The 22,646-nt window shown below is 32.8% G+C and carries 27 protein-coding genes and 2 pseudogenes; 20 read left to right on the top strand and 9 right to left on the bottom strand.

Annotation, left to right across the window (positions count from 1 at the left end; all coding sequences use genetic code 11):
- Positions 1-284: 284 nt before the first annotated feature.
- From ACZLO7_RS22505 to ACZLO7_RS22480, 6 genes are all read left to right on the top strand, one after another.
- Positions 285-932, top strand: coding sequence for a hypothetical protein (locus tag ACZLO7_RS22505; protein WP_464941117.1), 648 nt, complete (start codon positions 285-287; stop codon positions 930-932).
- Positions 933-951: 19 nt separating this feature from the next.
- A complete protein-coding gene (locus tag ACZLO7_RS22500; protein WP_464941118.1) occupies positions 952-1,509 on the top strand; it encodes a hypothetical protein in 558 nt (185 codons plus the stop codon).
- A gap of 126 nt (positions 1,510-1,635) precedes the next feature.
- A complete protein-coding gene (locus ACZLO7_RS22495; RefSeq protein WP_464941119.1) occupies positions 1,636-2,040 on the top strand; it encodes a hypothetical protein in 405 nt (134 codons plus the stop codon).
- Positions 2,037-2,264, top strand: a complete 228-nt coding sequence (locus ACZLO7_RS22490) for a hypothetical protein (RefSeq protein ID WP_464941120.1) — start codon at positions 2,037-2,039, stop codon at positions 2,262-2,264. The genes ACZLO7_RS22495 and ACZLO7_RS22490 overlap by 4 nt, the downstream gene beginning before the upstream one ends.
- 53 nt (positions 2,265-2,317) lie before the next feature.
- A complete protein-coding gene (locus ACZLO7_RS22485; protein WP_464941121.1) occupies positions 2,318-2,644 on the top strand; it encodes a hypothetical protein in 327 nt (108 codons plus the stop codon).
- Positions 2,645-2,723: 79 nt separating this feature from the next.
- Complete coding sequence (locus ACZLO7_RS22480; protein WP_464941122.1) at positions 2,724-3,155, top strand: hypothetical protein; 432 nt, start codon at positions 2,724-2,726, stop codon at positions 3,153-3,155.
- Between the two features lie 132 nt (positions 3,156-3,287).
- On the opposite strand, the gene ACZLO7_RS22475 is transcribed toward ACZLO7_RS22480, so the two are convergent.
- Positions 3,288-4,430: a tyrosine-type recombinase/integrase gene (locus ACZLO7_RS22475; RefSeq protein WP_464941123.1), complete on the bottom strand. Its 1,143-nt coding sequence runs from the start codon at positions 4,428-4,430 to the stop codon at positions 3,288-3,290.
- Between the two features lie 241 nt (positions 4,431-4,671).
- Here ACZLO7_RS22475 and ACZLO7_RS22470 point away from each other — a divergent pair, with 241 nt between their 5' ends.
- The 7 genes from ACZLO7_RS22470 (at position 4,672) to ACZLO7_RS22440 (ending at position 9,494) form a co-directional block, all read left to right on the top strand.
- Positions 4,672-4,809: a hypothetical protein gene (locus tag ACZLO7_RS22470; protein ID WP_464941124.1), complete on the top strand. Its 138-nt coding sequence runs from the start codon at positions 4,672-4,674 to the stop codon at positions 4,807-4,809.
- Positions 4,810-4,984: 175 nt separating this feature from the next.
- Positions 4,985-5,542, top strand: coding sequence for a hypothetical protein (locus ACZLO7_RS22465; RefSeq protein ID WP_464941125.1), 558 nt, complete (start codon positions 4,985-4,987; stop codon positions 5,540-5,542).
- 1 nt (position 5,543) lies between these two features.
- Complete coding sequence (locus ACZLO7_RS22460) at positions 5,544-6,023, top strand: hypothetical protein (protein WP_464941126.1); 480 nt, start codon at positions 5,544-5,546, stop codon at positions 6,021-6,023.
- Positions 6,016-6,702, top strand: a complete 687-nt coding sequence (locus ACZLO7_RS22455; RefSeq protein WP_464941127.1) for a thermonuclease family protein — start codon at positions 6,016-6,018, stop codon at positions 6,700-6,702. The genes ACZLO7_RS22460 and ACZLO7_RS22455 overlap by 8 nt, the downstream gene beginning before the upstream one ends.
- Before the next feature lie 156 nt (positions 6,703-6,858).
- A complete protein-coding gene (locus tag ACZLO7_RS22450) occupies positions 6,859-7,296 on the top strand; it encodes a hypothetical protein (RefSeq protein WP_464941128.1) in 438 nt (145 codons plus the stop codon).
- Positions 7,297-7,521: 225 nt separating this feature from the next.
- Positions 7,522-8,526, top strand: coding sequence for a helix-turn-helix domain-containing protein (locus tag ACZLO7_RS22445; protein ID WP_464941129.1), 1,005 nt, complete (start codon positions 7,522-7,524; stop codon positions 8,524-8,526).
- Positions 8,527-8,927: 401 nt separating this feature from the next.
- Positions 8,928-9,494: a DUF6241 domain-containing protein gene (locus ACZLO7_RS22440; protein WP_464941130.1), complete on the top strand. Its 567-nt coding sequence runs from the start codon at positions 8,928-8,930 to the stop codon at positions 9,492-9,494.
- Positions 9,495-10,016: 522 nt separating this feature from the next.
- On the opposite strand, the gene ACZLO7_RS22435 is transcribed toward ACZLO7_RS22440, so the two are convergent.
- Together ACZLO7_RS22435 and ACZLO7_RS22430 are read right to left on the bottom strand one after the other, a co-directional pair.
- Entirely contained in the window at positions 10,017-10,298 is a 282-nt protein-coding gene (locus tag ACZLO7_RS22435) for a site-specific integrase (RefSeq protein WP_464941131.1), read from the bottom strand.
- A 184-nt stretch (positions 10,299-10,482) separates the two neighbouring features.
- Positions 10,483-10,863, bottom strand: a complete 381-nt coding sequence (locus tag ACZLO7_RS22430; protein WP_464941132.1) for a hypothetical protein — start codon at positions 10,861-10,863, stop codon at positions 10,483-10,485.
- 290 nt (positions 10,864-11,153) lie between these two features.
- Between ACZLO7_RS22430 and ACZLO7_RS22425 the strand changes: the two genes are divergently transcribed.
- Positions 11,154-11,309: a hypothetical protein gene (locus tag ACZLO7_RS22425; RefSeq protein ID WP_464941133.1), complete on the top strand. Its 156-nt coding sequence runs from the start codon at positions 11,154-11,156 to the stop codon at positions 11,307-11,309.
- Between the two features lie 296 nt (positions 11,310-11,605).
- Here ACZLO7_RS22425 and ACZLO7_RS22420 read toward each other — a convergent pair.
- Positions 11,606-11,839: pseudogene (locus tag ACZLO7_RS22420) on the bottom strand (IS5/IS1182 family transposase); the annotation flags it as partial.
- 426 nt (positions 11,840-12,265) lie between these two features.
- Here ACZLO7_RS22420 and ACZLO7_RS22415 point away from each other — a divergent pair.
- A pseudogene (locus ACZLO7_RS22415) lies at positions 12,266-12,939 on the top strand (SOS response-associated peptidase).
- A gap of 13 nt (positions 12,940-12,952) precedes the next feature.
- Positions 12,953-14,563, top strand: coding sequence for a competence protein CoiA (locus tag ACZLO7_RS22410; RefSeq protein WP_464941134.1), 1,611 nt, complete (start codon positions 12,953-12,955; stop codon positions 14,561-14,563).
- Between the two features lie 152 nt (positions 14,564-14,715).
- Here ACZLO7_RS22410 and ACZLO7_RS22405 read toward each other — a convergent pair whose 3' ends face one another.
- From ACZLO7_RS22405 to ACZLO7_RS22395, 3 genes are all read right to left on the bottom strand, one after another.
- The gene (locus ACZLO7_RS22405; RefSeq protein ID WP_511261438.1) at positions 14,716-15,330 is read right to left on the bottom strand and encodes an IS30 family transposase; all 615 of its coding nucleotides are present in this window, start codon (positions 15,328-15,330) and stop codon (positions 14,716-14,718) included.
- Entirely contained in the window at positions 15,272-15,646 is a 375-nt protein-coding gene (locus ACZLO7_RS22400; RefSeq protein ID WP_511261429.1) for a helix-turn-helix domain-containing protein, read from the bottom strand. Before ACZLO7_RS22400 ends, ACZLO7_RS22405 begins: the two co-directional genes overlap by 59 nt.
- Positions 15,647-15,909: 263 nt before the next feature.
- On the bottom strand, positions 15,910-16,578 hold the full coding sequence (locus tag ACZLO7_RS22395) for a hypothetical protein (protein WP_464939609.1): 669 nt from the start codon (positions 16,576-16,578) through the stop codon (positions 15,910-15,912).
- Between the two features lie 150 nt (positions 16,579-16,728).
- Here ACZLO7_RS22395 and ACZLO7_RS22390 point away from each other — a divergent pair, with 150 nt between their 5' ends.
- Entirely contained in the window at positions 16,729-16,851 is a 123-nt protein-coding gene (locus tag ACZLO7_RS22390; protein WP_464939610.1) for a hypothetical protein, read from the top strand.
- A 349-nt stretch (positions 16,852-17,200) separates the two neighbouring features.
- On the opposite strand, the gene ACZLO7_RS22385 is transcribed toward ACZLO7_RS22390, so the two are convergent.
- Complete coding sequence (locus ACZLO7_RS22385) at positions 17,201-17,602, bottom strand: hypothetical protein (protein ID WP_464939611.1); 402 nt, start codon at positions 17,600-17,602, stop codon at positions 17,201-17,203.
- Positions 17,595-18,401, bottom strand: a complete 807-nt coding sequence (locus ACZLO7_RS22380; RefSeq protein WP_464939612.1) for a hypothetical protein — start codon at positions 18,399-18,401, stop codon at positions 17,595-17,597. Before ACZLO7_RS22380 ends, ACZLO7_RS22385 begins: the two co-directional genes overlap by 8 nt.
- A 918-nt stretch (positions 18,402-19,319) precedes the next feature.
- Between ACZLO7_RS22380 and ACZLO7_RS22375 the strand changes: the two genes are divergently transcribed.
- The 3 genes from ACZLO7_RS22375 (at position 19,320) to ACZLO7_RS22365 (ending at position 22,558) form a co-directional block, all read left to right on the top strand.
- Positions 19,320-19,454, top strand: a complete 135-nt coding sequence (locus ACZLO7_RS22375; RefSeq protein WP_511261437.1) for a DUF4871 domain-containing protein — start codon at positions 19,320-19,322, stop codon at positions 19,452-19,454.
- Positions 19,455-19,976: 522 nt separating this feature from the next.
- Positions 19,977-20,933 (top strand): bacteriophage abortive infection AbiH family protein, encoded by a 957-nt coding sequence (locus ACZLO7_RS22370; protein WP_464939613.1) that lies wholly within the window; start codon positions 19,977-19,979, stop codon positions 20,931-20,933.
- A gap of 425 nt (positions 20,934-21,358) precedes the next feature.
- A complete protein-coding gene (locus tag ACZLO7_RS22365) occupies positions 21,359-22,558 on the top strand; it encodes a DUF3800 domain-containing protein (protein WP_464939614.1) in 1,200 nt (399 codons plus the stop codon).
- Positions 22,559-22,646 lie beyond the last annotated feature (88 nt).

The following is a 22,646-nucleotide window of genomic DNA, read 5'->3' as shown; positions in this document are numbered from 1 at the left end:
GGGGTTTCACCGATATATTTATCCTATTATAATATAATTTCGATTCGTGACAATAGTCCTAAATCAATAGAAGTATAGATACATCGGTGAATTCCACTATTAAATGTTAAATTATTATAAATTCATGGTACTTTATAATCAAAATTTGTCATAACTCAAAAATTTATGATAAATGCTATTGTTTTAAGGTTGGTTCATAGGTACTATTTAAGTACGAGTAAAAAATAACACATTATTAGTAGTTTTCGCAAATATAAACAAAAATTAACACAGGAGTTGGAAAAATGTCTTCAATAAGTACTAATGAAACATTTATACAAGGTGTACGAGATACGCAAATACATGTAAAAAAAGTAACATACAGCTGCAAACCACAAAATAGTATCATTAGCCGTAGCGCGCATGGCAGTCAGTCTTTATCACTATCAAAACAATATTTAGACCATCTAGATAAACAATCTTCAAATTTCGAACAAGAATTAGTTAATAAGTTTTCGAAGTTCTGCAAACATAAATTTCTTATTACTGTTAACGCAGATCCAACAGGTAATCTTGATTTAGAAAACTTAAAAATTGAAATTCGTATTAGCTGCCCAGACTCAATAACAACTACTGCAAGAACTTTTAAATCATCACTAGATACATTATTGCCATTTGCTGAATATCTAGAGAAGATTACAGTTGGGATACATGATCATCGTGTCCGTGTAGTCGAGGGTGAATTCACTATTTCTGCAGAAGAACTAATATGGGCTATCCAGGAACCTATTCGTTATGAGAAAATCGGTAAACATTGGCTAAATCATTTCCAAGATATATACCTTCGCTCTAAGAGTGTCTTTTCGTTTGAGGCTACCTTGGATGTGTTCGAAGGTCAAATGTATGCCGATGCCATCAATATAGATTTAAGACAAACATTTCCTAAGTGCTAATATGGAGGGGCGATAAACCTTGATCAATAACCTTAATTGTTATTCTTTATTAAATAGTTTTATACCTACCCCTGGTCAAGTTGGAGATATTACCGAAGATGGGAAAATTACAGGGTCATCTTCGAATATCGGTGATGATTTAATTAATACTGGGAGTGAATGGGCTGTCAGTATATTCGACTGGGGCATAAAAGGAATTACCATTTTATTTGTAATTGGAATTATTGTAATGATTATGTCTATTATCTTTAAGCATGGTCAATGGCAAAAATTCGCACAATCGACGATGCTTTGGTCTTTTATCTCTATGCTTATTTTGAGAGGGGCACCCATTATATTTTTATCACTACAAACAAAAAACGATGTTGACGTAGCTTTTAAAACAGCTCTAAGTACATTATCGCAAGTAGCTATTTTCATCGGAGTAGTTGGAATTAGCATTAGCTTATTATTCAAATTTGGGTACAGATTAATACAACACCCTGAATATCACAAGTGGTACAAAAATGCGCGGAATGTTTCTATCATTATGATTGGCTTTGCATTGGTTGGTCCTATAATTTTTGCTCTTTTATAAACAAAAGTTATAAGCTATAATAGAAATTATCTTATATATTATTAAAAGGGCATACCCCTCTAACTTAGTGATTATTCACTTTTTTGTAGAGAGGTATGCCCTTTTTCACATTTTCAGGAGGAGCACATGGATATTTTCTTAATTACATCCCAAAATGACAATACTTTAATTTGGGAAGAAACTATAAAATTGGCTGCACCTACCGCTAAAGCAATACCAATTTCTATAAAGTCTTGGAAGAGGGAGATAGACCAATGTCACATCATCGGTCCATCAATAGCAATACTACTTAATCCTGAGATTATGGAAGGGTTTACTGGTTATATGAAAGATCACAATATATCTGTAATCTGTATATGCGAAGACTTTAAACAAGTAGACGTAAGCGCATTACTTGGAATGGGTGTGAAAGCATTGGCTAATAGACATCTATCAATAGAGCGGTTAAGCGATATTATCCGAATTGTAGAACGGGGCGGAATTTATATCGAAGCAGCAAACGAAATTGATTCACAGGAGGAAGTATTTTGACTACACCTATTTTTTGTTTTGAAATAATGAGTGAAGCGGGTTTAACAGAGGAAAGTTCACCTCATTACATTCAAATTTCAATTGAAGACGTTTTAATTGTAAACCAGGCAGTTTATGATGCTTCACATAAGCAACTTTGTCTTCTACTCGCTATGAAATTCGAAATAGATGTGTCATTTATTAAAGCAATTAGCATTAATGAATACAACAATGCTTATCTTTAATTCTACGGATATGTATAACCGTCTGTAACATTACACATTCAAGGAGGAAGTAAATGCAGGATATAGTTGGCATCCCTATCGATAGTAATTTATTTAGTGTATTGATTTTAACAATAACAACAGCATTAATTTTAACTGGATTTCGAGAAATCGAGGAACATAGAAGTATACTTAAAAAGACATTTTTCTATGGTATGGTTCCAACATACTTACCATTATTGGTGTTAAATATCGTAGTATTATTAATCCCTTCTAGCCCAAGCATTATTATTGAAACCCAGTTCCTATTCTTTGTACTATTTATCTTTATATCGATTATATACGCCCTTGAAATTCTCATGACAATTCCAATAAAAAGACTTAAAGTATTTCAAAAATAATTAGTATCGTATCTAGGGGAATTAAGTACCCTATAATATTTTCGACGTTACTAAGTACTGATAAAGCGAGGAGTTATAAATGGGGTTTGAGGACAGCTACATATACACATTAATAAAAAAGGAACTTAAAGAAGTGACCAAGCTCATTCCTGGTTCCTATAGTAATAGATTACCTTCGCTTATTATTTTTATTTACTTTCATTCAGGAAGTATTTTGAAGAGATTAAATGAAAACGTATCCTTACCAACCGAAGCAATAGAATTTTGGATGGAACACATTGAATCAAAGCTAACACTCATGAATGATTTAGATTTATCCGTTCCAAGTGAAATGATCATCCAATACATAAATGAAATATTCTATATTGAGTGTGTATTGCAGAATGGTAAACCTCACATGTTTTTACATGCGCTATCTGACATCATGAGATACGATTGTACACCTTATAAGAAAGTCGATTCGTCTGAGGGCTCCACAGAAGCACCCAAAAAATCTGGATTTCATAAATAAGACACTAATAAGCTAAGTTTTGCAGAGTTATAAATGAAGTTTGATTTAGACTTAGTCAATCATAAAAGTCTTTGAGCTTATTAGAAATGATTGTTTAACCATTGGTACTAATAAGAACAAAGACTTTTTACTTTAAATAAACTCACCGAATTTAGCTGGATCCCATTGATGTATAGCATGTTTCTCTCTTTCAAAGACTTTTTGAAGATAAATCATTGTCGTTTCTATTTTTTCATGTCCTAACGAGCGCATAATGTCATGAATATCAATTTTGTTCATTTGTGAAATGATAGCAAATGCATGACGAAATACGTGTGGTGTAATAGTCAGTTTACTACTGCCCATTACTCCTTTTGGAAGTGATTCAATTTGCCCTTTCACATACTGCGATAAATATGAAGGTGTATATGCTTTACCTGTATTGGTAGTAAATAGCGGACTTTCAGGTGACGCTTCATCTAGCGCTGGAAGCCCCCTTGCAAATCGAAACATACAGATACTATTGTACGCTTTTTCTTTCAATGGAATATCACGCTTTTTGTTTCCTTTTCCTAATACTTTTAGGTACCAACCGCCGTGTATTGTGTCTGGCACCAAATCTCCAACTTTCAATTTGCAGAATTCTTCATTCCTCATACCGGTTGTGGTAAGGACATGAATAATCGTAAACATAATAGGCTGCTGCATATCACGAAAAGTATTGAGAAGAGTCACAACCTCATCGGGTCCAAGATCGCGGTTTGGACGATCTTCATTTTTTGTATTTATAATTTTCAAACCGTCATGCAATGGCTCCGAGACATATTTTGTTCTATGTAAGAAACGGAGGAATGAACGTAACACTGTAGTCTTCCTATCTAATGTAGAAGCAGCATAAGAACCATTCTTTATAACATAGGGGCTCGAAGTTGCTAGCCAGTTCTGATATTTACGGATATTGGTAGGAATCAACGATTTAAATAATGAACCGTCAACTATTTCACCAATCTCAAATTCTGCTCCATGTATCAACATGGATTCTATAAATTGCTGTAGTTCACGTCTATATTCATTTGTACTTCGTTCAACTCTATCGTCGGATTTTCTCAAATGCTTATTTTCATATAAAAACCAAACTACCATATCAGTATCGCTAAAATCTTCAAATTTTGGTTCTCGATTTTTTTCTGCGTTATCTAACCGAATTTGTAAATCCTTAATTACTTGTGAGTTCGAAAGTGCCAATTGCAAATCCTTCCGGATTTCAACTTCATTTTTTTGGATAATTACTTCCATACTTACAATCACTTCCTTTTTGAGATTTATTTATATCTAATATAGGATTCTATAATAATTATACACATGTTTTATAATTCCATGTCCAATTTTAATAAAATATAATCCAACATAACAAATAATACATTTGTTTATGGTTATTATACATAAATATATTATTGATTTAAATTATTTATATAAATATAATTGCAATAATAAATAAACAACTATATAACGGATTCGTTATCAAGGAGGGCATAACATGGAAAAACAATTGAGTTTCTTTGATTTAATACATAGTAAATCGGCTAAAACAAAATCAAATGAAAAATTGAAACCAGAAATATTAAAAAAACAATCTTCGCGCATTTCCAGTTTGAACAACCAAGAAAAGAATTGAAAAATGATTCAAACTCAAAATGTCGTATAACCAAAATATCTGAAGGGGAAGTGTAGGGGAAAGTATATTAGTACATAAATACTCCACGAAATTAATGCCCTTTTCTAAATGATTTGGAAAGACACCATTTAAATAGAAGAAACTCTAATTTATATGAAAGAAATGAGGAATCATCATGAGTAAACCTGAACAAGAAATAGAGCAATACCTGGAGAATTATCACATAGATCTTAATGAATATATGGAAATGGTTGTGGACCAAATGCCGAAATACAAGGTCAAACTAATACCACCAGCTTTAACAGCTGCAGGTATGTGTGTAATAGGGCACTTGATTCCTAACTTCGACAACATGTTTATCCAATTATTTGTATTCACTCTACTGTTTGCACCTACGTCATACATGCTAAATCGCAGTTTACAATCAATACTAAATTGGGACTATATCACAACTAATAAGCGAAAAGGAAAATTAAACTACAAAACCATTCAGAAGAATTCTTATAAAAATATGCCTTACTTTCTTTTTAACGACCTTATAATGAACATCTTGTTTATTGCAATCACCGTATTTGTTTGGGTTATTGACCCTACAATACCAACGAATATAATCTTAGGAATCGGATTGTTCGCATTATTTCTTATAGGTGAACAAACAAAATTAAAAACACGCTTTTTCTTTTTTACTAGAGATAACCTACTGAATGAATTGAAACAAAAGGAGGAAGTTTAGAATGTACGCAGATCCAATTAAAGTAAATGCAAACCTGGTTGGGAAAAGGAATATTAATCAAGTAATCGAGATGTATGAAACTGTATTGAAATGGGACCCTCAAAGATATCAGCATGATGTAAAGTTAATCTTATCACCGAAATATCAAGAATTAGAGCATCTTTGGTTAGGTGAAGATTTTTGTAGTTGGATGAAAAAAATAATCATAGAGAAACCAGAAATGATATTTTTTTTAGAAAACAATGAATTTGGAGTAGACTTAGCACTAGCTTGCATTGGATTAATAGTTAATAAGACGGATGCAAGAACACCCTTAATCAACAATATTCAAATTAATCCAAAAATGAAAAATTATTTAGTTCAATCCTTAGAAGAATTTGTACAACTTCACGAAATTCCAATTTCATCAACACATGAACTATATATGAAGATACTAAGCGTACCCAATACTCCTTATGCAAAGGAAGAAATATATGTATAAATTACTATTAACACTTATTTCATCGATGATATTGCTGTCAGCTTGTACAGACGTTGCAAATGATATATCCGATAGTCGTAATAAGGATGTCGAAGTTGCTCTTAAAAACTATGTTGATGAATCACTTGATGAAAAAGAAGCAGCCAGTAAGATTGAAAGAGAAATAAATGATTTTAGAGATAATCCTAAGGGTAAGTTAAAGAAATGGTTATCTTCACAAGCAAAAGTAACTAACACAACCTATGATACAACCGATTCGATTATAGATGTAACGTATGACAACTGCTACGACGGCGATACATGTACGTTCTATACCAAAATAGGTGATAAGATAAAAGTCCGTCATTTGCTGTTAGATAGTAGTGAAGTAAAAGATAAAATCACAGGAAAACCTCAGCCCTTTTCTATAGAATCTAAGAAATATACAAACAATCTTTTATCACAAGCTAATGAAATTCAAATCATTTTTGACGTAGGAGAACAAATTGATAAATATGGTAGGTCATTGGGATATATACTTATTGATAACGAACTATTAGGTGTAAAGTTATTAGAAAATGGTTTGGCCAAAATAAGATATGTGAATCCACCAAATACAATGTATCTTGAAGAATTCGAAAAAGCTGAAGATATCGCAAAAATCAAAAAGGTGAAGATATCGCAAAAATCAAAAAGGTGAATTTGTGGTCAAATAGAGAGAAGGAATAACAGTGGTTCAATTGTCAGGATCCTTACATAAAAGAAGATTGCATATGAAATAAGAGCTTGTTTAGAAGAATATTAGAGTCAACGTACGTGATGTTCCAAACAACCGCAATTTAGGATGGTGTGAAAAATGAAATTTAACTTGTTCAGAGGTAAAACACTAAAAAGCGAAAAGTGGATTTACGGAGGGCTTATATACACTAAACCCTTTCCAGTAATAATGAAGTCTTCGGGTATTGCATTTCAGGTTAACCAACATACAATCGGACAATTAATTTCAGATTCCATAAATGGTTACCCAATTTCCACAAATGAAAATTGCGTTTTCGAAGGTGATATTTTATATGATGAAGTCAACGAAAGTAAATGGCTAATTGATTTTTCAACAAGCCTGATAGGTTTTGCTGCAGTCGCTCTTGATGATAAACCTTTCATGGAAAGAATAATCAGTGGCCATGAATTAAATCAGATGATTTTCAATACAAAAATAATTGCAAACAGATGGGACAACCCAGAGTTATTACCTCACCCTAATTACACATTTGAAAAGTACAAATACCCTAATTGATACTGTTGTAGTAAATGATTTAATTGCCTTACTTTAAATAAACTTAAGGCAGACAACCTTTTTTGAATCCCGATAGCCTTTTTACGTGTTATATTAATAGAGATTTATACAAACGTACATAATAGAATTGTATATACTTGAAGATAATATTACTTCAATAAAAGCATGGAGTACCTATTAGTATTTTAATTCTATAATCTCTATATATTAGATTGGGGTATACAAATGACTAAACAATCATCGGAACATTATACACGAGAAGAAGTGGCCAAACTATTAAACATAGCTGAATCAACTGTATATGCATATGCTCAACAAGGAAAAATAGAAGCTATAAGCAATCCATATAGGATTCAAAAATCAGCACGCTATTCCAAGACTTCCGTTGATGAATATCTAAAAGAAATTAAAAATGATGATAAAGGAATAAGTGTATCTGAACTAGCAAAAAAACTAAAGGTAACTAACCAACGTATCTACCAAGTAATTAACAAGCATGACCTTCTAGTTAATACTATTCCATACGGAAATAGTAAAACAAAATTTGCTATTCCTTTAAATACACAAAATGAAATAGAAAAGCTGCTAAAAACCACTAAGACTAATAAAGGGGCTAAAAGCGAGTTTTATTCATCAAAATATGAAATAGCATTGTTCCAACTTCTTCATAGTACTACAGGTGAATCATACCGTGTCATTAAGAATGAAGATAATAAGTGGGGTATCTTCCTCCCAGGAACAAATAGTTTCGTCGATTATAAAACTGCTCATATGGAATTAGAGCTGAAAGCTGCTTATCCTATACATCAAAACAGAAAGAAGAAATTTGGCCATGCTCAATTTGATTTACCTAAAAATAAGCCTCAAGCTTTATTGTTTTTAGATTATATTTATCAACATGCTGGGGTGGAAAATATTCATATGCTGGATGGCTCTCAAACGCTTGAATTGTTTGTTAAACAAATGGAAATATCCCTTAAAGATTATCCGCTCCCTCCTTCATTGACACTAGAGGACATCCGTAATTACTTAGTAGAAGGTGAATTATTAAAAGATGAAGGTAGTACACTCCATATAATAAACAGCCAAAAGTCAGTTACAATCAACTTGAAGTTGGACACCATTAACTTACTACACAAAAAAGCAAAAGAAACGCAAGAATCGATCAATGAAATTACCGAAGCAGCATTACTAGCTTATTTGCACGGTAATATTACAAAACACAAATAAAGGAAGGCATTAATAATGACTTCGAAAATTACTGTTTTGGTTATATGCCAAGATTGTCATAGACGTATTAATAAAAATACACCCTTCATAAATTATGAGGGACTATATTATTGCGAGCCATGTTTTGATGAAAATGCAGAGAAAATAGAATCTGACTGATAATTCCGAAGCGCTCAATCAACTGCTTCCATGGTCGAAGACTCTTCCTGCAGATTGCCACGTCCCAAGTAAAACTAAATAAAGCATATAATAAGCGCCCCCTGAAAGACAGGTGGGCGCTATTTGGCGCTTACGTATGTTTCGACTTTTCATTGCCATAACTACAGGTTATTTCAATATTGTGTTATTATTATCCTAATTACACAATATAAACCAATACAAAATTATTGAGAGGTAATAACATGAAAAGAAAAACAAAGGCGACTATCGTTATCATTGTAATGTTGGTCATTTTTGGTGGAATTTTTGGTTACATTAAATTCACCGAACAAACGGAGAAACCTGTTCCTGAAAAAGAAAAATCAACTGTTGTTGAAAATTCTGGAGAACCACTTGAAGATAAAAAAGTTACAGAGGAAGAACTGCTATATCCTGATAATTTAGTAGAACAAAAGGTGAGCGAAGCCATTCACAGCATGTCTCACCAAAAGGTTCAGTCTGGTGCTCAGTGGGGTCACACGCAAATAACACAAGAAAAAGTTGACCGATTGTTGGCTGTATGTAAAATGAACGATTATGAACATAACGATCTTTACATTCCAATATTGGAAAGATGGTCGAAAGGTGATTTTTCAAACGCCGTTGACGACCATAACAAAATTTGGAAAATGCATCAGGGCGGAAATGAAGACGCTCCAGGAAAAGCAACTCGTTTGTCGACTCCAGAGGAGGAAGGATATTATAAAAAAGAATATTTCGGAAATAAACCTGACAATCAAAATGAAACAAACTATGGCGCTCAGCGATGAGTGCTATTTTTCTATTTGTAAGCCATTTACCAGTCTGTTATCATAATATTAATTACATAAAACCACCAATTACTAAGATACAAAAAAATATCGGCGGAGGTTTTATATATGTCAGAGGAACAATAATCGCATCTGGAGACATGGTCTTTGTGCGATCAAGTAACAGTCCGTCAACGAATGCCAAGAATGCCTTCACACTCTCAAACTTCAATGGTTTACGAGAACGAGCTACGTTTCGATCTGTTACAGCTTGACCTGTTTCGGCAAGATATTGAGTCGTGTAGATATGTTTTCCGTTAATTTTCTTTACTTGAGTTGTTGTGCCACGAGCGAGCTCATACGTTTATTTTCTAAAAAGCCTTCTTTTAGTATTTGAGCAACTTCATTTCTACGACCAACAGATTCGTAGCTAATAGACAAGTACAGTGCCTTTTGATATGGCTCTTTCTCGATAAGCTTTTCAATCGTAGCTTCAACGTGCTCGTTTTTAATAAAGTGAATATCACGAACCGCTTCTTTAGCCTAGCCTTTAATAGCTCGCATAGCGTTGATTTCATAATCTTCGTACTCATCGTCATCTGAAGCAATAAATTCTAATAAGTTACGGATTGAACATTGGACACGATTGATACGAGCAGATGATGTTCCTTTGTCAGCCATTTCAAGGAAGAATCGTCTGTATTCACGTTTCTTTATACTCAATAAACTTTTATCAATTTCATTGTCAATCAACCAGCATAAAAACATTTTAATATCAGCTGTGTATTGATAAATTGTCCCCGCAGATCGACCTTTTGATTTCATTTCTAAAATGTAGTCGTCTACAATATTTTTATTTTCTTTGCTAACTTTTTCCTAAGACTCTTGGCTGAAAATTTTATCTCCTTTTTGTTTGCTCATTTTCATTCTCCTCTTTTTTTGAATATTAATATTCAATTAGTATGTATAAAAAAAACACGAGCCCAATTAATGGACTCGTGCTCGGGTATTACATATTATCTTCGTTCCATGGGTCGATAGCCCAAGTTTGACCAGCCACTGTTGCTTGAATACGCATTTTAGTGCGGTTAGCATCAGTAAGCTTAGTGAATGTATAGTTCAAACGACCATCGCCATTGAAGTTGCCTGCTGAATTTCTAACAGGAATTGTAGCTGAGATTTCACGATGAGTGTCCCACGAGCCATTTACGATAGATTGAATTCGTAGAATTGCTTTTCCGCCACTGTAATACTCAGTATCCACTGTACAAGCTACATCGTAATTTGAGCCGCTTTTGTCGCTGCCTACTACGCTAAGAGTGAAAGCTCCTGGTCCTGCTAATACACCTGCTGGTGGTTTGATAGATTTACTTCGAGAAAATGATGACATAATAAAATTCCTTCTTTCCAACGTTTTTAACAGTTTAACGACATATTTAGGTCAAATTCGATAATAAAATGTGAATTTTACAAGGGAGTTAACTACGAGAAATGGCGTTTGCTATACTGCTTACACTATATATGTAACGTGAATATCTCCTTTTGTGACGTTACATGGAAAAAATATTAAAATAAAAGAAAGACTGAAGGTTATGAAGGTCTTGGTTTGTATATTTTTTAAAAAAATGTTTAGGAGATGACATCGTTGAAATATCGGAAGGGGACTTTGAGCAGTATCGCTTGGGCAATTTTGAAATTGAACGTACTGATGAATACTTAATTAAAACGGAGGATGATTTAGGGGAGATGGCAAATGATCAGTTCTCAGATTTGAAAGTTGTTGAAATTCCTGACTATGTTAAATGGGGAATAGAAGAATATGTTGGTGACGAATAGGTGGCAGAAGTACATAGAACGTGGAGTTAGATACCGAAGATTTTAGAGGGCAGCGTTTAGTTGCTTTTTATTTTTCATCTTTAGACATCTTTCAAAAACGAGATCGGTAGAACAAAATAAAAAGCAACGAACAATCCCCATAGTCGGTATCATTCGTTGCTTTTTTCTCCTCTCCACTTCAAAATCTAAAAATTTTCAAAAGGAAAAATATATAGATATATACATGAATCAATTTCATAAGTCAGCTTTTTCAAAAGCGTAGGCTTCGCCCACTATCATTTTTCACGTTTTTTTAATTAAGCTGCTTGGGTCATTTCGTTTAGTTGTGCGTTAATCCGATCAACAGCTAGTTTACTGGCATTATAAATAAGCGTCACGAGTTCGAAATGTAGCTTCGCTTTCTTTCCGGTACAATGGCGCACATTATTTAACTGAAAATATAGCTTTAGATAGGCGTTGACGCGTTCCACAGCCGTTCGTTCTTTGTACAATTTTTTCCATATCCCCGAAGATGAAACAGCTTTTCTATATGAAGACACCCTATTCTACTTTAATTACAATATTCTTAATGATAAAAGGAAAAATTATGCTCATTCAACAAATTCAAAAATTAAAAAAATAAAAAGGTTTGTCAATAATGATGAAAGAATCATAGAAGAATCTTCTATAGACAGCATGATAATGCCTTTTAATTTATATTATAATTCACCCAAAGTTACAGGTGGTTGCAGTATCATTAGTTCTAAGCTAATTACTTCAGATCGAGTGGTTACTGATATAAATTTTTCAGATTTCCCTTTCTTAAAACTTTCCAAAAACCAATTAATCATAAGATTTGACAAATTTATCAACGAAAGGAAGTAGGGGGTTAAAGCATTTTGGGACAAGTGAGATTAGCTCCGAAACTATAGCTATGTTACAGTTTACGTATAACTGTATTAGAAAGGGTCATCAAAATGTGTGGACGTTTTAGTCTATTTTCTAGCTTTGAAGACATAATTCAAGCATTCGATGTTGAGAAAATGATCATTGAGGATGAGTATACAAAAACTTATAATATCGTACCGCCCAAAACATCATTTCTATTATTAATGATGGTTATATGAACCGTATGGGGTATTTAAGTTGGAGGCTTATTCCTAGTTGGTCAAAAGATCCAAAAATAAGAACTAAAATGATAAATGCTCGTTCAGAAACGGTAGATGAAAAACCAAGTTTCCGTGAATCATTTAAACGTAGAAGATGCTTAATTCCAATGGACTCATTTTTCGAATGGCAACAAACTAGCTCTTCTAAACAGCCATTTCGGATTAAGATGAAGAATGATCAGCTATTTGCAATCGCAGGATTATGGGATACTTGGAGCTCTTCTACAGGTGAGAGAGTTAATTCTTGTACAATGTTAACAACATCACCTAATGAATTAATGAGTTCTTTACATCACCGTATGCCAGTGATTTTACCAACAAAAGCGTATGAAACTTGGCTCAATCCTCTAGAACAGGATACACAATTGCTCAAATCACTGTTAGTTCCTTATCCTGCTTCTGATATGGAAGCATATGCAGTTTCAACTGCTGTCAATTCTGTTAGAAATAATGAACAATCCTTAATCCAAAAACTGATATAAGAGGAGTGGTTGGGTGCTAGTTGCTGTAGATATGTCGGGCAAAAAGAGAATTGCATTCGTGGGAGATAAAGTTGAATTACGTATGTTATCTAGATCAAATCAATTAAGCTGCCCGCAATGTCACAGAAGAGCATTTTTCCATGCGGGAGTTAAGAAGCTCCCTCACTTTAAACATGAGTCTCATGTAGAGTGTATAATCGATGGAGAACCGGAAACCGTTGAGCATTTAAATGGAAAGTTATTAATCTATAAATGGTTAAAGGAAAATTATTCAAAGGCTAAAATTGAACTTGAACACCGAATTAATAAAACAAATCAAATTGCAGATGTTTATGCTTGTTTTCCTGATGGGCAAAGTTATGCATTTGAAATACAATGTTCATTCATTACAGAAGAGAAATGGACTGAACGAAGCTTATTATATAAACAAGCAAACATTATTGATTTTTGGTTGTTTGGGTCGAAATTTTATAAAGAGATACCAGTTAAATCTGATGAAATAAGAACTAAGTTAAAATTGAAATCACTTCTGTTAGCAGTTAATAGGAGGAAAAGAGACATTTGTTTTATTGATGTTGAGCAAAGGTCTATCAAACAAATAGGATCATACTTAGGGATTTCGTGGCACACCGAAACCCATTTTGAAGTAGATATCCATACATATTCAATTCAAGAAATGCAAATTTACCAAACAAGGATTTTGGGGAATTCGAAGATCTTCTCGAAGTATGAAGAATGGTCTTTAAGCAGAGAAGATGAAGCGTCTAGATTATGGGAAAGACGAAAGAAAAACAGATTATCTATTGCTGCCGGTATAGCTGCAGCAAACGAAAGAAAAAGATTATTTAGAATAAAACAGGAAACTTATACAAAACAATTCTTAAATCATTTTGATATAAATAACTTGATGAGTACAATGACGAGGATTGAAAGAGACTTGTTTCATAAGTTAATTACAAAACATCGCCTAACTACTAAAAACTTCCCTGGAATTTTCAAAATTTTTCTTGAGAATTCCGAATATGTATATACACCTTATCCTCTTTGGCAATTATGGATATATGATAAATATATATACAGTAACAATAACCTTAAAAAAAACGTGTGGCCAGAGTATATTTATAAAGACTTTAAAGGGGTATTCAGAATATCTAAAAAACATGGATATGAGATTGCCATTTTGATAAAAGAGTACCTAATTAGACTTTCTAAAGTAGGGATATTAGAAATAAACTTTTATAATACCCATAAAAGACCTTTCAAAATTAAAAGTTACATAGCTCCTATAATTATTGATTTTAATAAAAATAGTTACTTAGCATTTATTCTTTCGGATTTGTATTCATCCGATTATTTTAAGGACAAGCAAAGTGCTAACGTTATAAATACACTAGAAAATTATAGAAAACTAGTTCAACTAGAAATCGAACGACCTGCGAAAGTTGACACTGCATTATTTGATTATGTATTTTTATCAATCGAAGAAGGTACCATGATTCTGGACAGTAACGAATCCACCTTCTTTTATAAACTTTTTGGAAGGGTGTACGATAGAAAAAAAATTACTGTTGATGAATACAATACATTTACGATTTGGTTGGAATGGAAATCACAAAATCAATAAAGAAGCATGTTAGGTAGGCTCTTGTTGATATATCTTTACTTACATATTTCTCGTGATCACCATTGAGTGACGCAGTAATGTCCAAAAAAGTTGTCATTTTGAACAATCCTTATTCAAAATGACAGCTTTTTATATAAATGTAAATTGTCAATTCAAGTCGAACATGGCAGATAACTCATGAATATCTCAAAAGGCGTATTGAAATTAAGAACTTTTCTAGGTACTTGATTGAAATTCAAAAGAAACGTCATGATTTCATTTCGAGTTAACTTGTTAAAGTCGGTTCCTTTTGGATATGTGCGTCGGATTCGACCATTTGTATTTTCATTAGTTCCACGTTGACCTGGGACGCCAGGATCTGAAAAGTAGAATGGGATTTCCAGTCCTTTTTCAATTTCGATCCACATGTGAAATTCCTTTCCCCTATCGGCTGTTATTGATTTCACTAGTTTTTTGGGGAGGTTTTTCAGAAGAGATATAATTTCTTTAGCTGTTTCGTAGGCAGTTTTAGATGCTAATTTTTGAACGATTGTAAATCTGCTCATACGTTCTGTAAGTGTGAGAATCTGGCTTTTGTGACCTTTACCAATTATTGTGTCTACTTCCCAGTGTCCTATTTCGCTTCGTGGAGCCTGTCGTGCATGAATTTTTTTCAACTGTGGCATTTTTCCACGTGTTTCTTCTTGGTTGTTTTTCAGTTTCTTTCCTTTACGGATGAGGAGCTTTTGAGACAATTGGAATAGTCCTGCTGCTGCGTATCGGTAAATACTTGAAACGCTTATAGCGAATGGTTTTTTGTGTTCTTTTTACAATCATTTCAGGCGACCAGCCTTTCTTTAAATGGACAAGAATATACTTGATATCATCTAAATCAACCATGGGCTTACAACCACAGTTTTCACGCTTATTTTCATAATCCATTTGCGCTTGAAGTGCATTGTAAGGGCAGACACGGTCCAATTCGTATTTAATCGTGCTTTTGCTTCTTTTTAGTTGTTTTGCGATATAGGAAATAGATTTATTAACCAGTCTATATTCTTCGATTAAAACACGTTCCCATGGTAAAATGTGTGTATAGCTCATCGGGAGCACTCCTTTATTAGTTGATTGGCGTTAACTAATGTGTACCCGATTGAGCTATTTTTTATTTATCTTTCGTTCGACTTAATATGATAATCTACAAAAGTAAAATAGAAGATTTAGAGTGATTAATAATCAAGCTGTATTCTAAATCAACAAGAAGAAGGAAATCGCTTCATAAAAGCTAATAAAACTCCTAAGACACCTACTACAACTCCTACAACAATTAGGGCTACAAGGATACGGAATTGAAGAGAGAAAACTACTTAATCCTTCTCAATAAATTGATCAAGCCATGTCTCTACTGCTTTTTTCACGTTTCTTGATTTCTCCATAAATTCATCCATAATATATCCGATTAACCTAGAAAGTGAAGCTTCATCTGCTTCATATGGATTATCTTTCTGTATATAAGCCAATACCAATTCAAGTTGCTTCTTTCTTTCTGGGTCTAAGATGGTTTGTACATATTTACTAATGTAATCGTTGACGATGTTTGTGTTCTGTATGGAACTTTTCAGAAGCAGTGCTGCAGCATTTGAAATTGTAGTGTCTAGTGAGTAAGCAAGTTCAGCTAAGTCATCGTACAGTCTTTGATCGAATCGCATAGATACCCTTGGCTTTATCCCAGGTGTCTTCTTTCTTCTCTCTAATAGTAAATCTTTGTTGCCGATGAATACTGTATTTCTAAATCGATAATCTCTTCGGAAATGAATGGCCAAGTTATCGATTACTATTTTCGTATACAATCCTTTCTTACAAATTGTTTCACCAACAGTCTTCATCGGACTACCTGTGATATGTGATAGCCTTGAAATACACTCGTATAGTTCGTATTCTACACAAGGTTTTATATCAATCTTACGATCTGACCTCACTCTTTTTCCTATCTTTTTTTCTGGCTCTTGTATCACTCTCTCGGCTTCTCTCTCCACTTTTCCTAACCTCTCTTCCAAACTTTAGTCTGGGACACATTCATTTTGTTCTAGATTTAAAAGTGTATGAAATTTGGTAGGGGAGTATGATGAAAGCGTTTAAAACTTTCATAATTGGGCATACTAAATTAAAAACGGGAGGTATGGTCGATGGGATATAAAGTGAAAATGACATCAGAAGAGTCAAAAAAAATTATGCAAGGTTGCAAAGGTCAAGGGGAAAAATATGGCTTACCAGGGAATAAAAAAAAGTCAAAAGCTATAAAGAAATAACGAATTAAATGGGGAGATAATCATTTCCTTTTTATAAATTTAGAGAATTCACGTCTAGAAAAAGCGACATTCCTACTAATTATTTTTTAGAAGTTGTTTTAACTTTTTTGAATTATGACACTGAATTATATATAGTAATGGGCTAACTTGTAAGCTGGTTGGAGTACCACTGGACGGAAAAACCTGTAAGTTTTACGAGGGCAGGGAAGGTATTGAACCTTACATAGTTGCTGACAATTACCGCTAATTATAAGCTTACTAATTAAATAAAAAGGAGAGGGATGTAAATTTACCCCTCTCCTTTTTGTTTTACTAAATAACCTATTTCTATAGTTGAATCTGTTTATACTTATTGAAGTTCAGAACGAATCGATTCTTCAGGATAGTATAAATCTTTACGTAAGCAGACATCTCGATGGGTGAGTGTTTCACTTTTAAAACGAATCCAAATTTCATCATCTGCCATGACTCCATGTGTTTTTCGTACAATGCCCCAGCGATTATACGATTGCATATCCAGTGAAGCCAGTAATTCTTTTGCGTTGACCCGAGTAGGAGGAAAGGTACGCCATTTTAGCCAACGTTCTATTTCATCTAAGCTAATATGCCCTTCCATATTCGGTGAAAATTGTTTGTTAAAATCATCAATATAGTTAATTACATATGGTGTGCCACCATTTACTGGTTTTAAATCAACATGGGCAATAATGTCATCCATCCACATTACGTCAAAAGTCATGTAATCAATCAATGGATTCACTTCCTTCAATGAATAAGTGTTTCAATGCTGGATCCCGCAATTGTGAAAGTAATACGTCCTTAGCACGTCCAAAATCGTACTGAGATTTTTCGATTGCAGTTACTAATTTCTCTTTATCAATGAATCCTGGTCCTTCGTAAAGGCTAAGTTGTTTTGTGAAGGATGAATTCAGTGGTTTTGCCTTTAATCTTCGCTTTAAAATCGTTAATGGTTTGCTAGGTGCATAGTCTTTTTCATCAGATAATAGGCTAAGTCCGTTATCAAAAATCGGAGCAAGCTCCCATGTTTTTTCTTTTGGGTCATATAAGAATAAAATGTTATTTGTATGCCGATCTTCATTAAGAATAAACGCATCGAAAGCGAATAACTGTGCAATCTGATGATTTACTACGAGTCCTGTATACTTTTCCACCTGCTTCATCAATTGCTCGAACTTTTCTATAGTAGAAAGAGTTTTGTTACTTGTAATCGAATCAGTAGAGCTGAAATTTGCTTCAAATAAGCGCTCTAGTGTCACTTCTTGTTTTGTACCACGAAAATCGAGTGAATAGCAGCCTTCAAATTGTTCACCGTCAGCTAATTGAATGATACATGGCTGATAGACGATATATTTAGAGCGGTCAAGAGTTGAGCATTCAAGAACGAGTGAAGCCAATACTTCTGCTTGTCCCTCATAACCTCGCGCATTTTGTTTGACCCACTTGTTGCCGATACGCCATTTCGATTGATCGCCTTTACTAGAAGTACTAATAATACGTTCAGCGTCGATAGGAATATGAATTGTTTCCATTTCATCACATCCAATTTTATATGAGTTTAGTTTATTATATAGTGCAGCATCGATTACCGCACGAAAAGTTGTTCTTCTTATGGTGCTATCTTTTATAGAAGTGAAAAGAAAAGACAATTAATGAGTGAGAACACAAGCTTTGTTTTTTTCTAGGTGTTGCTCTATCAAAATTTTACGTTTCAATTACTTTCTGCATATTCACTATTATTGAAATGTTTTAAACGACATCTTTATAACAAAATTCAAAGGAAGCTCAATCATCAGAACAATTAGAAGTGACAAAAGAATGAAACTATGGTGAGGATAAATAAAAAATGATAATACGATTACTTTTTCTTGTTTTAGGAACACTATCACTAATAGGGTTATATAATGTACTTTTAACTATATGGTGGGACGAAGAAGAGTAGTAGATTTGTTTTTGTACTATTATTAATAGCTACAATTATCGGTGGTGTTGCTACATTCATCATTATGTCTTCTTTTTGCCTTATGAACCGCTTTTTTCATTCTAAATAAATAGAATAACAAGTTTTCATGAGTAATTTAAAAATATAACATGTAGTTTTATGTTCTAACAAAATCTATTTCCCCTGCAAGATACGCTTTGATTGAACGTACGGCTATCGTGTCTAAACCTTAACTTCTGCTGAAGTAACCCCACCTTGGGGTCCAATAGCAAAATGCGGAAAAACATACTCTAAACAAATTTCGACATTAATAAATCTGAGAGTTCCTACGCTAAGGAATCATGAGGCAGTAGAAGCTAATAAAGCAAACAAGTATATGTGGTATTTTTTGGGAAACAAAGATAGTATCAGCAGTGATTTTAAAGTAGTTGGAACTGACAAAGAAGGGAAAGAACATCCCGTGTTGGTATCTGGCAATGATACAGTATAGCAATATTCCAATACTTCCATTAGCCCTAATAACGGTGCCGATTCCCATATCCCATCGAATATGTTGATCCCTACAAGTGGATTATGGAAATTAGAAATAAATTTTAATGATAAATTATTTGATGGAATAGTTATAAACGTCAAAGATAGTTAAATCAACTTCAACTAACGAGTGCTTAGTTCAATAAGGGTTTTTAAAATAAAGTTTGATTAAAATCATCTCTACTCTATAGATTTCTTAGAGGAGAGTTGATTTTTTGTTGGATATTTATGTTAGTATCACTATAAAGATTGTGAAGAAATATTAATACGTAGAAACTCTATCGCGACGGAGAAAAGAGGAATAGGTCATGATAGTTATACAATACATCCAGAAACAATATACAAGAAAGGGTATTACGAGGGAACTAGGGAGCATTCCGATCCCGTTGATTGGTTTGAAGAGCAATATAACTGGATTATTTAGCAGATGAAAAAACGATTGCCTAACTATTAAGGCGATGAATATACTATTTGGGTATAGAAACGACGTCCTGATAGAAATGAACCAGTTCATTTACAAAGAGGAACCAGAGGAGTTATTCTTAAATTAGAAATTTCAAATAAAGATATTCTTTGATAGAATGCTTTGTATTTTTAGTAAATCTTTATTAAGTATAGATTGGAGATATTAAATGTGAGTAATTTATTTATTATAGGAAATGGTTTTGATATAGCCCATGGATTAAAAACATCGTATGATGATTTTCGGAAACATTTAATTTTAGATACTCAAATTGAAATGGATAGTTTAATTATTCCCGAATCGAAACCTACGCCGGATGGAGATATTACATATGATGAAATAGAAGTTTTATCTATGTTGTTCTATTTAATCAGTGAAGCTGAGTCTGATACTGAGAAGTGGAGTAATATAGAAGCTTCTCTAGCAAATTTGAATTTTGATGAAGCTCTTGATTATTCTCCTGAAGTTTTAGATGATGATGGAGATATAGACTTTTGGAAAACATCATATAATAATGAAGATATTGCATCAAATCTTGTTATCCCTACATCAACAGTTCAACAATTATTTTCAGAATGGATTAATACAATAGATATTACTAGAGCAAAATCGAAGATGGATTTTTTTGAATTAGTGGAAGAAAGCGATTTATTTTTAACATTTAATTATACAGAGACATTAGAAGAAATTTATAATGTACCTAGTAAACAAATTTGTTATATTCATGGGAAACAACATGAAGAAATTTACTTCGGTCATGGTGTTACTGATGATGTAACAGATTATTTTATGGAGAATTATATTGGATCGGAAAATAGTTTAGCTGAAATTCATGAAAATTTACGTAAGAAAACTGAAATAGCTTTAAAGAGTAAAATGCATTTTTTTGAAAGATTATCCAATACCAATATTGGAGAAATATACTCTTATGGATTCTCATTCAGTGAAGTAGATAAGGTATATCTAAAAGAGATTTGTAAACGAGTGAATACGCAAAAAATAATATGGTTTTTTAATGATTTTGATGAACAGAACCATGATGATTATATTGAAACTCTTATAAAGTGCGGGTTCAAAGGTGCTTTTAGTACTTTTAATATTTCAAATAACGAAATTATGAGTAGATAAAATTTAAATAACTTTATTATTCTTCTTGAACAATTTAATTTGGTAAGAACCCGCTTATGAAACATCTTTATTATCTCTTTTCATCTAATGGATATAGAGCCTTTCTTATTGTAGTAAAACTCCCCAATTAGTACCATAAGTTCAACGTAATACAAATGAAAAATAATTTATTATTGATGTATAAAAAAGAATAAATGTGTAGAGTATATTATTGTCTAATCCATCGTTCTATATATAGCACCTTTTTGAATTAAACCCTATTTAAGCCGCAACATGTGAAGTATATAACTCCAAATAAGAAGGCAGCGAGCTAACTATAGCTATCGCTGCCTTTTTATTTAAAACACACATTCAACATTTTCCTTTTTATGCTAATATATTCATAGGTATAATGGATGTGATTTTCAATTTAAGGAGAGAATCTAATGGAAGCGACATTTTTTATAGATGAGAGCGGCAATACAGGGACAGATTGGCTAAACAAGGATCAACCGTTTTTTACTTATGGTGGATGGTTAATACCTAATGAAAAGATAGAGATAATAAATCAATTTTTACAAGGCTACATAGAAAAAGAACAAAGTGACGAGTTAAAATCGAATAAAATTTTAAAGAGGTCTGACGGTCTTGAAATCTTTGAAAGAATATATAATACATTTATATTTGAGTTCTCAGCAATTCCAATTTTTATAGTGGTGGATAAAGAATTTATGGTAGCAGCTAAAATTGTTGAAACATTTTTTGATTGCGCTTATAACCCAAATATAAATGAATACCTAACTCATCCTGTTGAATTGAAAACAGCGATAGCGAATTGTATAGTAAATTCTCAAGACAAGACATTACTTAATTCTTTTTCAACATTAATTAAAAAAGGGACAATGCGTGTTGAAGCCTTAAAAGAATTTAATTTTAAATTAGTAAGGTTATTTGAAGAAGCTGGTCATGAACAAGTTGCTAACACACTTCGAAATCTTAACGAGAAAAACCTACTAAGTATGATTGATGAATTTGAGACTGTAACTCAAAATGGAAAAATTAAAAATAGAATTACACTTACACAAACAATGTTACAAGAGATGTTAAAAAATGTGGAAATATACGCTAATATTAAAAATATCTCCGTGAATGTTAACCATGATAAACTTCGAGGATATTCAGAAGTATTTAAAGAAATAGAAGATAAATTTTTACAAGAAGAAGAACCGTTTGTATATCAAAATGAAACTACAATCTGGCTCAGTAAATTTCCTCATATTAAATCTATAGTTATATCTGATTCAAAGAATGTACCATGTATACAAGCGGCAGATATGTTATGTGGTTTTTTAGCGAAATCTTTTCAATTAATCTCTGAGATGAAAAATCTAAAAAAAATTGAAAAAGAGATTCTACGAAATCTTATTAGTCTTCCTGAAATTTATTTGTGTGATATTTGGAAATGGTATGCTCCATATAATTTTCAAAGAAAGTTAATATTGTCACTTAAGCCAAATTCGAAACCGCAACCTATAGATTACAATAAAATAATAAACGAAGATTTTCCAAAAGCCTTATCTCCAAAAGATAGCACGTTGGATTTCCATACTAAAAATGCAATTGTTTATGGGAGTAATCAGAAATAGGAACACTAGTTGTAAAAAAAAGCGTAAACTATCTTACATCCTCAATAAATTAACTGAAAAAGATTACGCAAGGAATAGCAGTCCTAAA

The sequence above is a fragment of the Viridibacillus sp. d25.2 genome (genome assembly GCF_055456015.2).
Note: the sequence above shows the minus strand (reverse complement) of the source record. Positions and strands in the feature narration are given on the sequence as shown.

What these genes read in the sequence shown, in the direction of transcription:
- ACZLO7_RS22505 (WP_464941117.1), top strand. Translation starts at nt 285, where the DNA reads ATGTCTTCAATAAGTACTAATGAAACATTTATACAAGGTGTACGAGAT.
- ACZLO7_RS22495 (WP_464941119.1), top strand. Translation starts at nt 1,636, where the DNA reads ATGGATATTTTCTTAATTACATCCCAAAATGACAATACTTTAATTTGG.
- ACZLO7_RS22485 (WP_464941121.1), top strand. Translation starts at nt 2,318, where the DNA reads ATGCAGGATATAGTTGGCATCCCTATCGATAGTAATTTATTTAGTGTA.
- ACZLO7_RS22480 (WP_464941122.1), top strand. Translation starts at nt 2,724, where the DNA reads ATGGGGTTTGAGGACAGCTACATATACACATTAATAAAAAAGGAACTT.
- ACZLO7_RS22475 (WP_464941123.1), bottom strand. Translation starts at nt 4,430, where the DNA reads ATGGAAGTAATTATCCAAAAAAATGAAGTTGAAATCCGGAAGGATTTG.
- ACZLO7_RS22470 (WP_464941124.1), top strand. Translation starts at nt 4,672, where the DNA reads ATGGAAAAACAATTGAGTTTCTTTGATTTAATACATAGTAAATCGGCT.
- ACZLO7_RS22465 (WP_464941125.1), top strand. Translation starts at nt 4,985, where the DNA reads ATGAGTAAACCTGAACAAGAAATAGAGCAATACCTGGAGAATTATCAC.
- ACZLO7_RS22460 (WP_464941126.1), top strand. Translation starts at nt 5,544, where the DNA reads ATGTACGCAGATCCAATTAAAGTAAATGCAAACCTGGTTGGGAAAAGG.
- ACZLO7_RS22455 (WP_464941127.1), top strand. Translation starts at nt 6,016, where the DNA reads ATGTATAAATTACTATTAACACTTATTTCATCGATGATATTGCTGTCA.
- ACZLO7_RS22450 (WP_464941128.1), top strand. Translation starts at nt 6,859, where the DNA reads ATGAAATTTAACTTGTTCAGAGGTAAAACACTAAAAAGCGAAAAGTGG.
- ACZLO7_RS22445 (WP_464941129.1), top strand. Translation starts at nt 7,522, where the DNA reads ATGACTAAACAATCATCGGAACATTATACACGAGAAGAAGTGGCCAAA.
- ACZLO7_RS22440 (WP_464941130.1), top strand. Translation starts at nt 8,928, where the DNA reads ATGAAAAGAAAAACAAAGGCGACTATCGTTATCATTGTAATGTTGGTC.
- ACZLO7_RS22435 (WP_464941131.1), bottom strand. Translation starts at nt 10,298, where the DNA reads ATGAAATCAAAAGGTCGATCTGCGGGGACAATTTATCAATACACAGCT.
- ACZLO7_RS22430 (WP_464941132.1), bottom strand. Translation starts at nt 10,863, where the DNA reads ATGTCATCATTTTCTCGAAGTAAATCTATCAAACCACCAGCAGGTGTA.
- ACZLO7_RS22400 (WP_511261429.1), bottom strand. Translation starts at nt 15,646, where the DNA reads ATGAGCTATACACACATTTTACCATGGGAACGTGTTTTAATCGAAGAA.
- ACZLO7_RS22390 (WP_464939610.1), top strand. Translation starts at nt 16,729, where the DNA reads ATGGGATATAAAGTGAAAATGACATCAGAAGAGTCAAAAAAAATTATG.
- ACZLO7_RS22380 (WP_464939612.1), bottom strand. Translation starts at nt 18,401, where the DNA reads ATGGAAACAATTCATATTCCTATCGACGCTGAACGTATTATTAGTACT.
- ACZLO7_RS22365 (WP_464939614.1), top strand. Translation starts at nt 21,359, where the DNA reads ATGGAAGCGACATTTTTTATAGATGAGAGCGGCAATACAGGGACAGAT.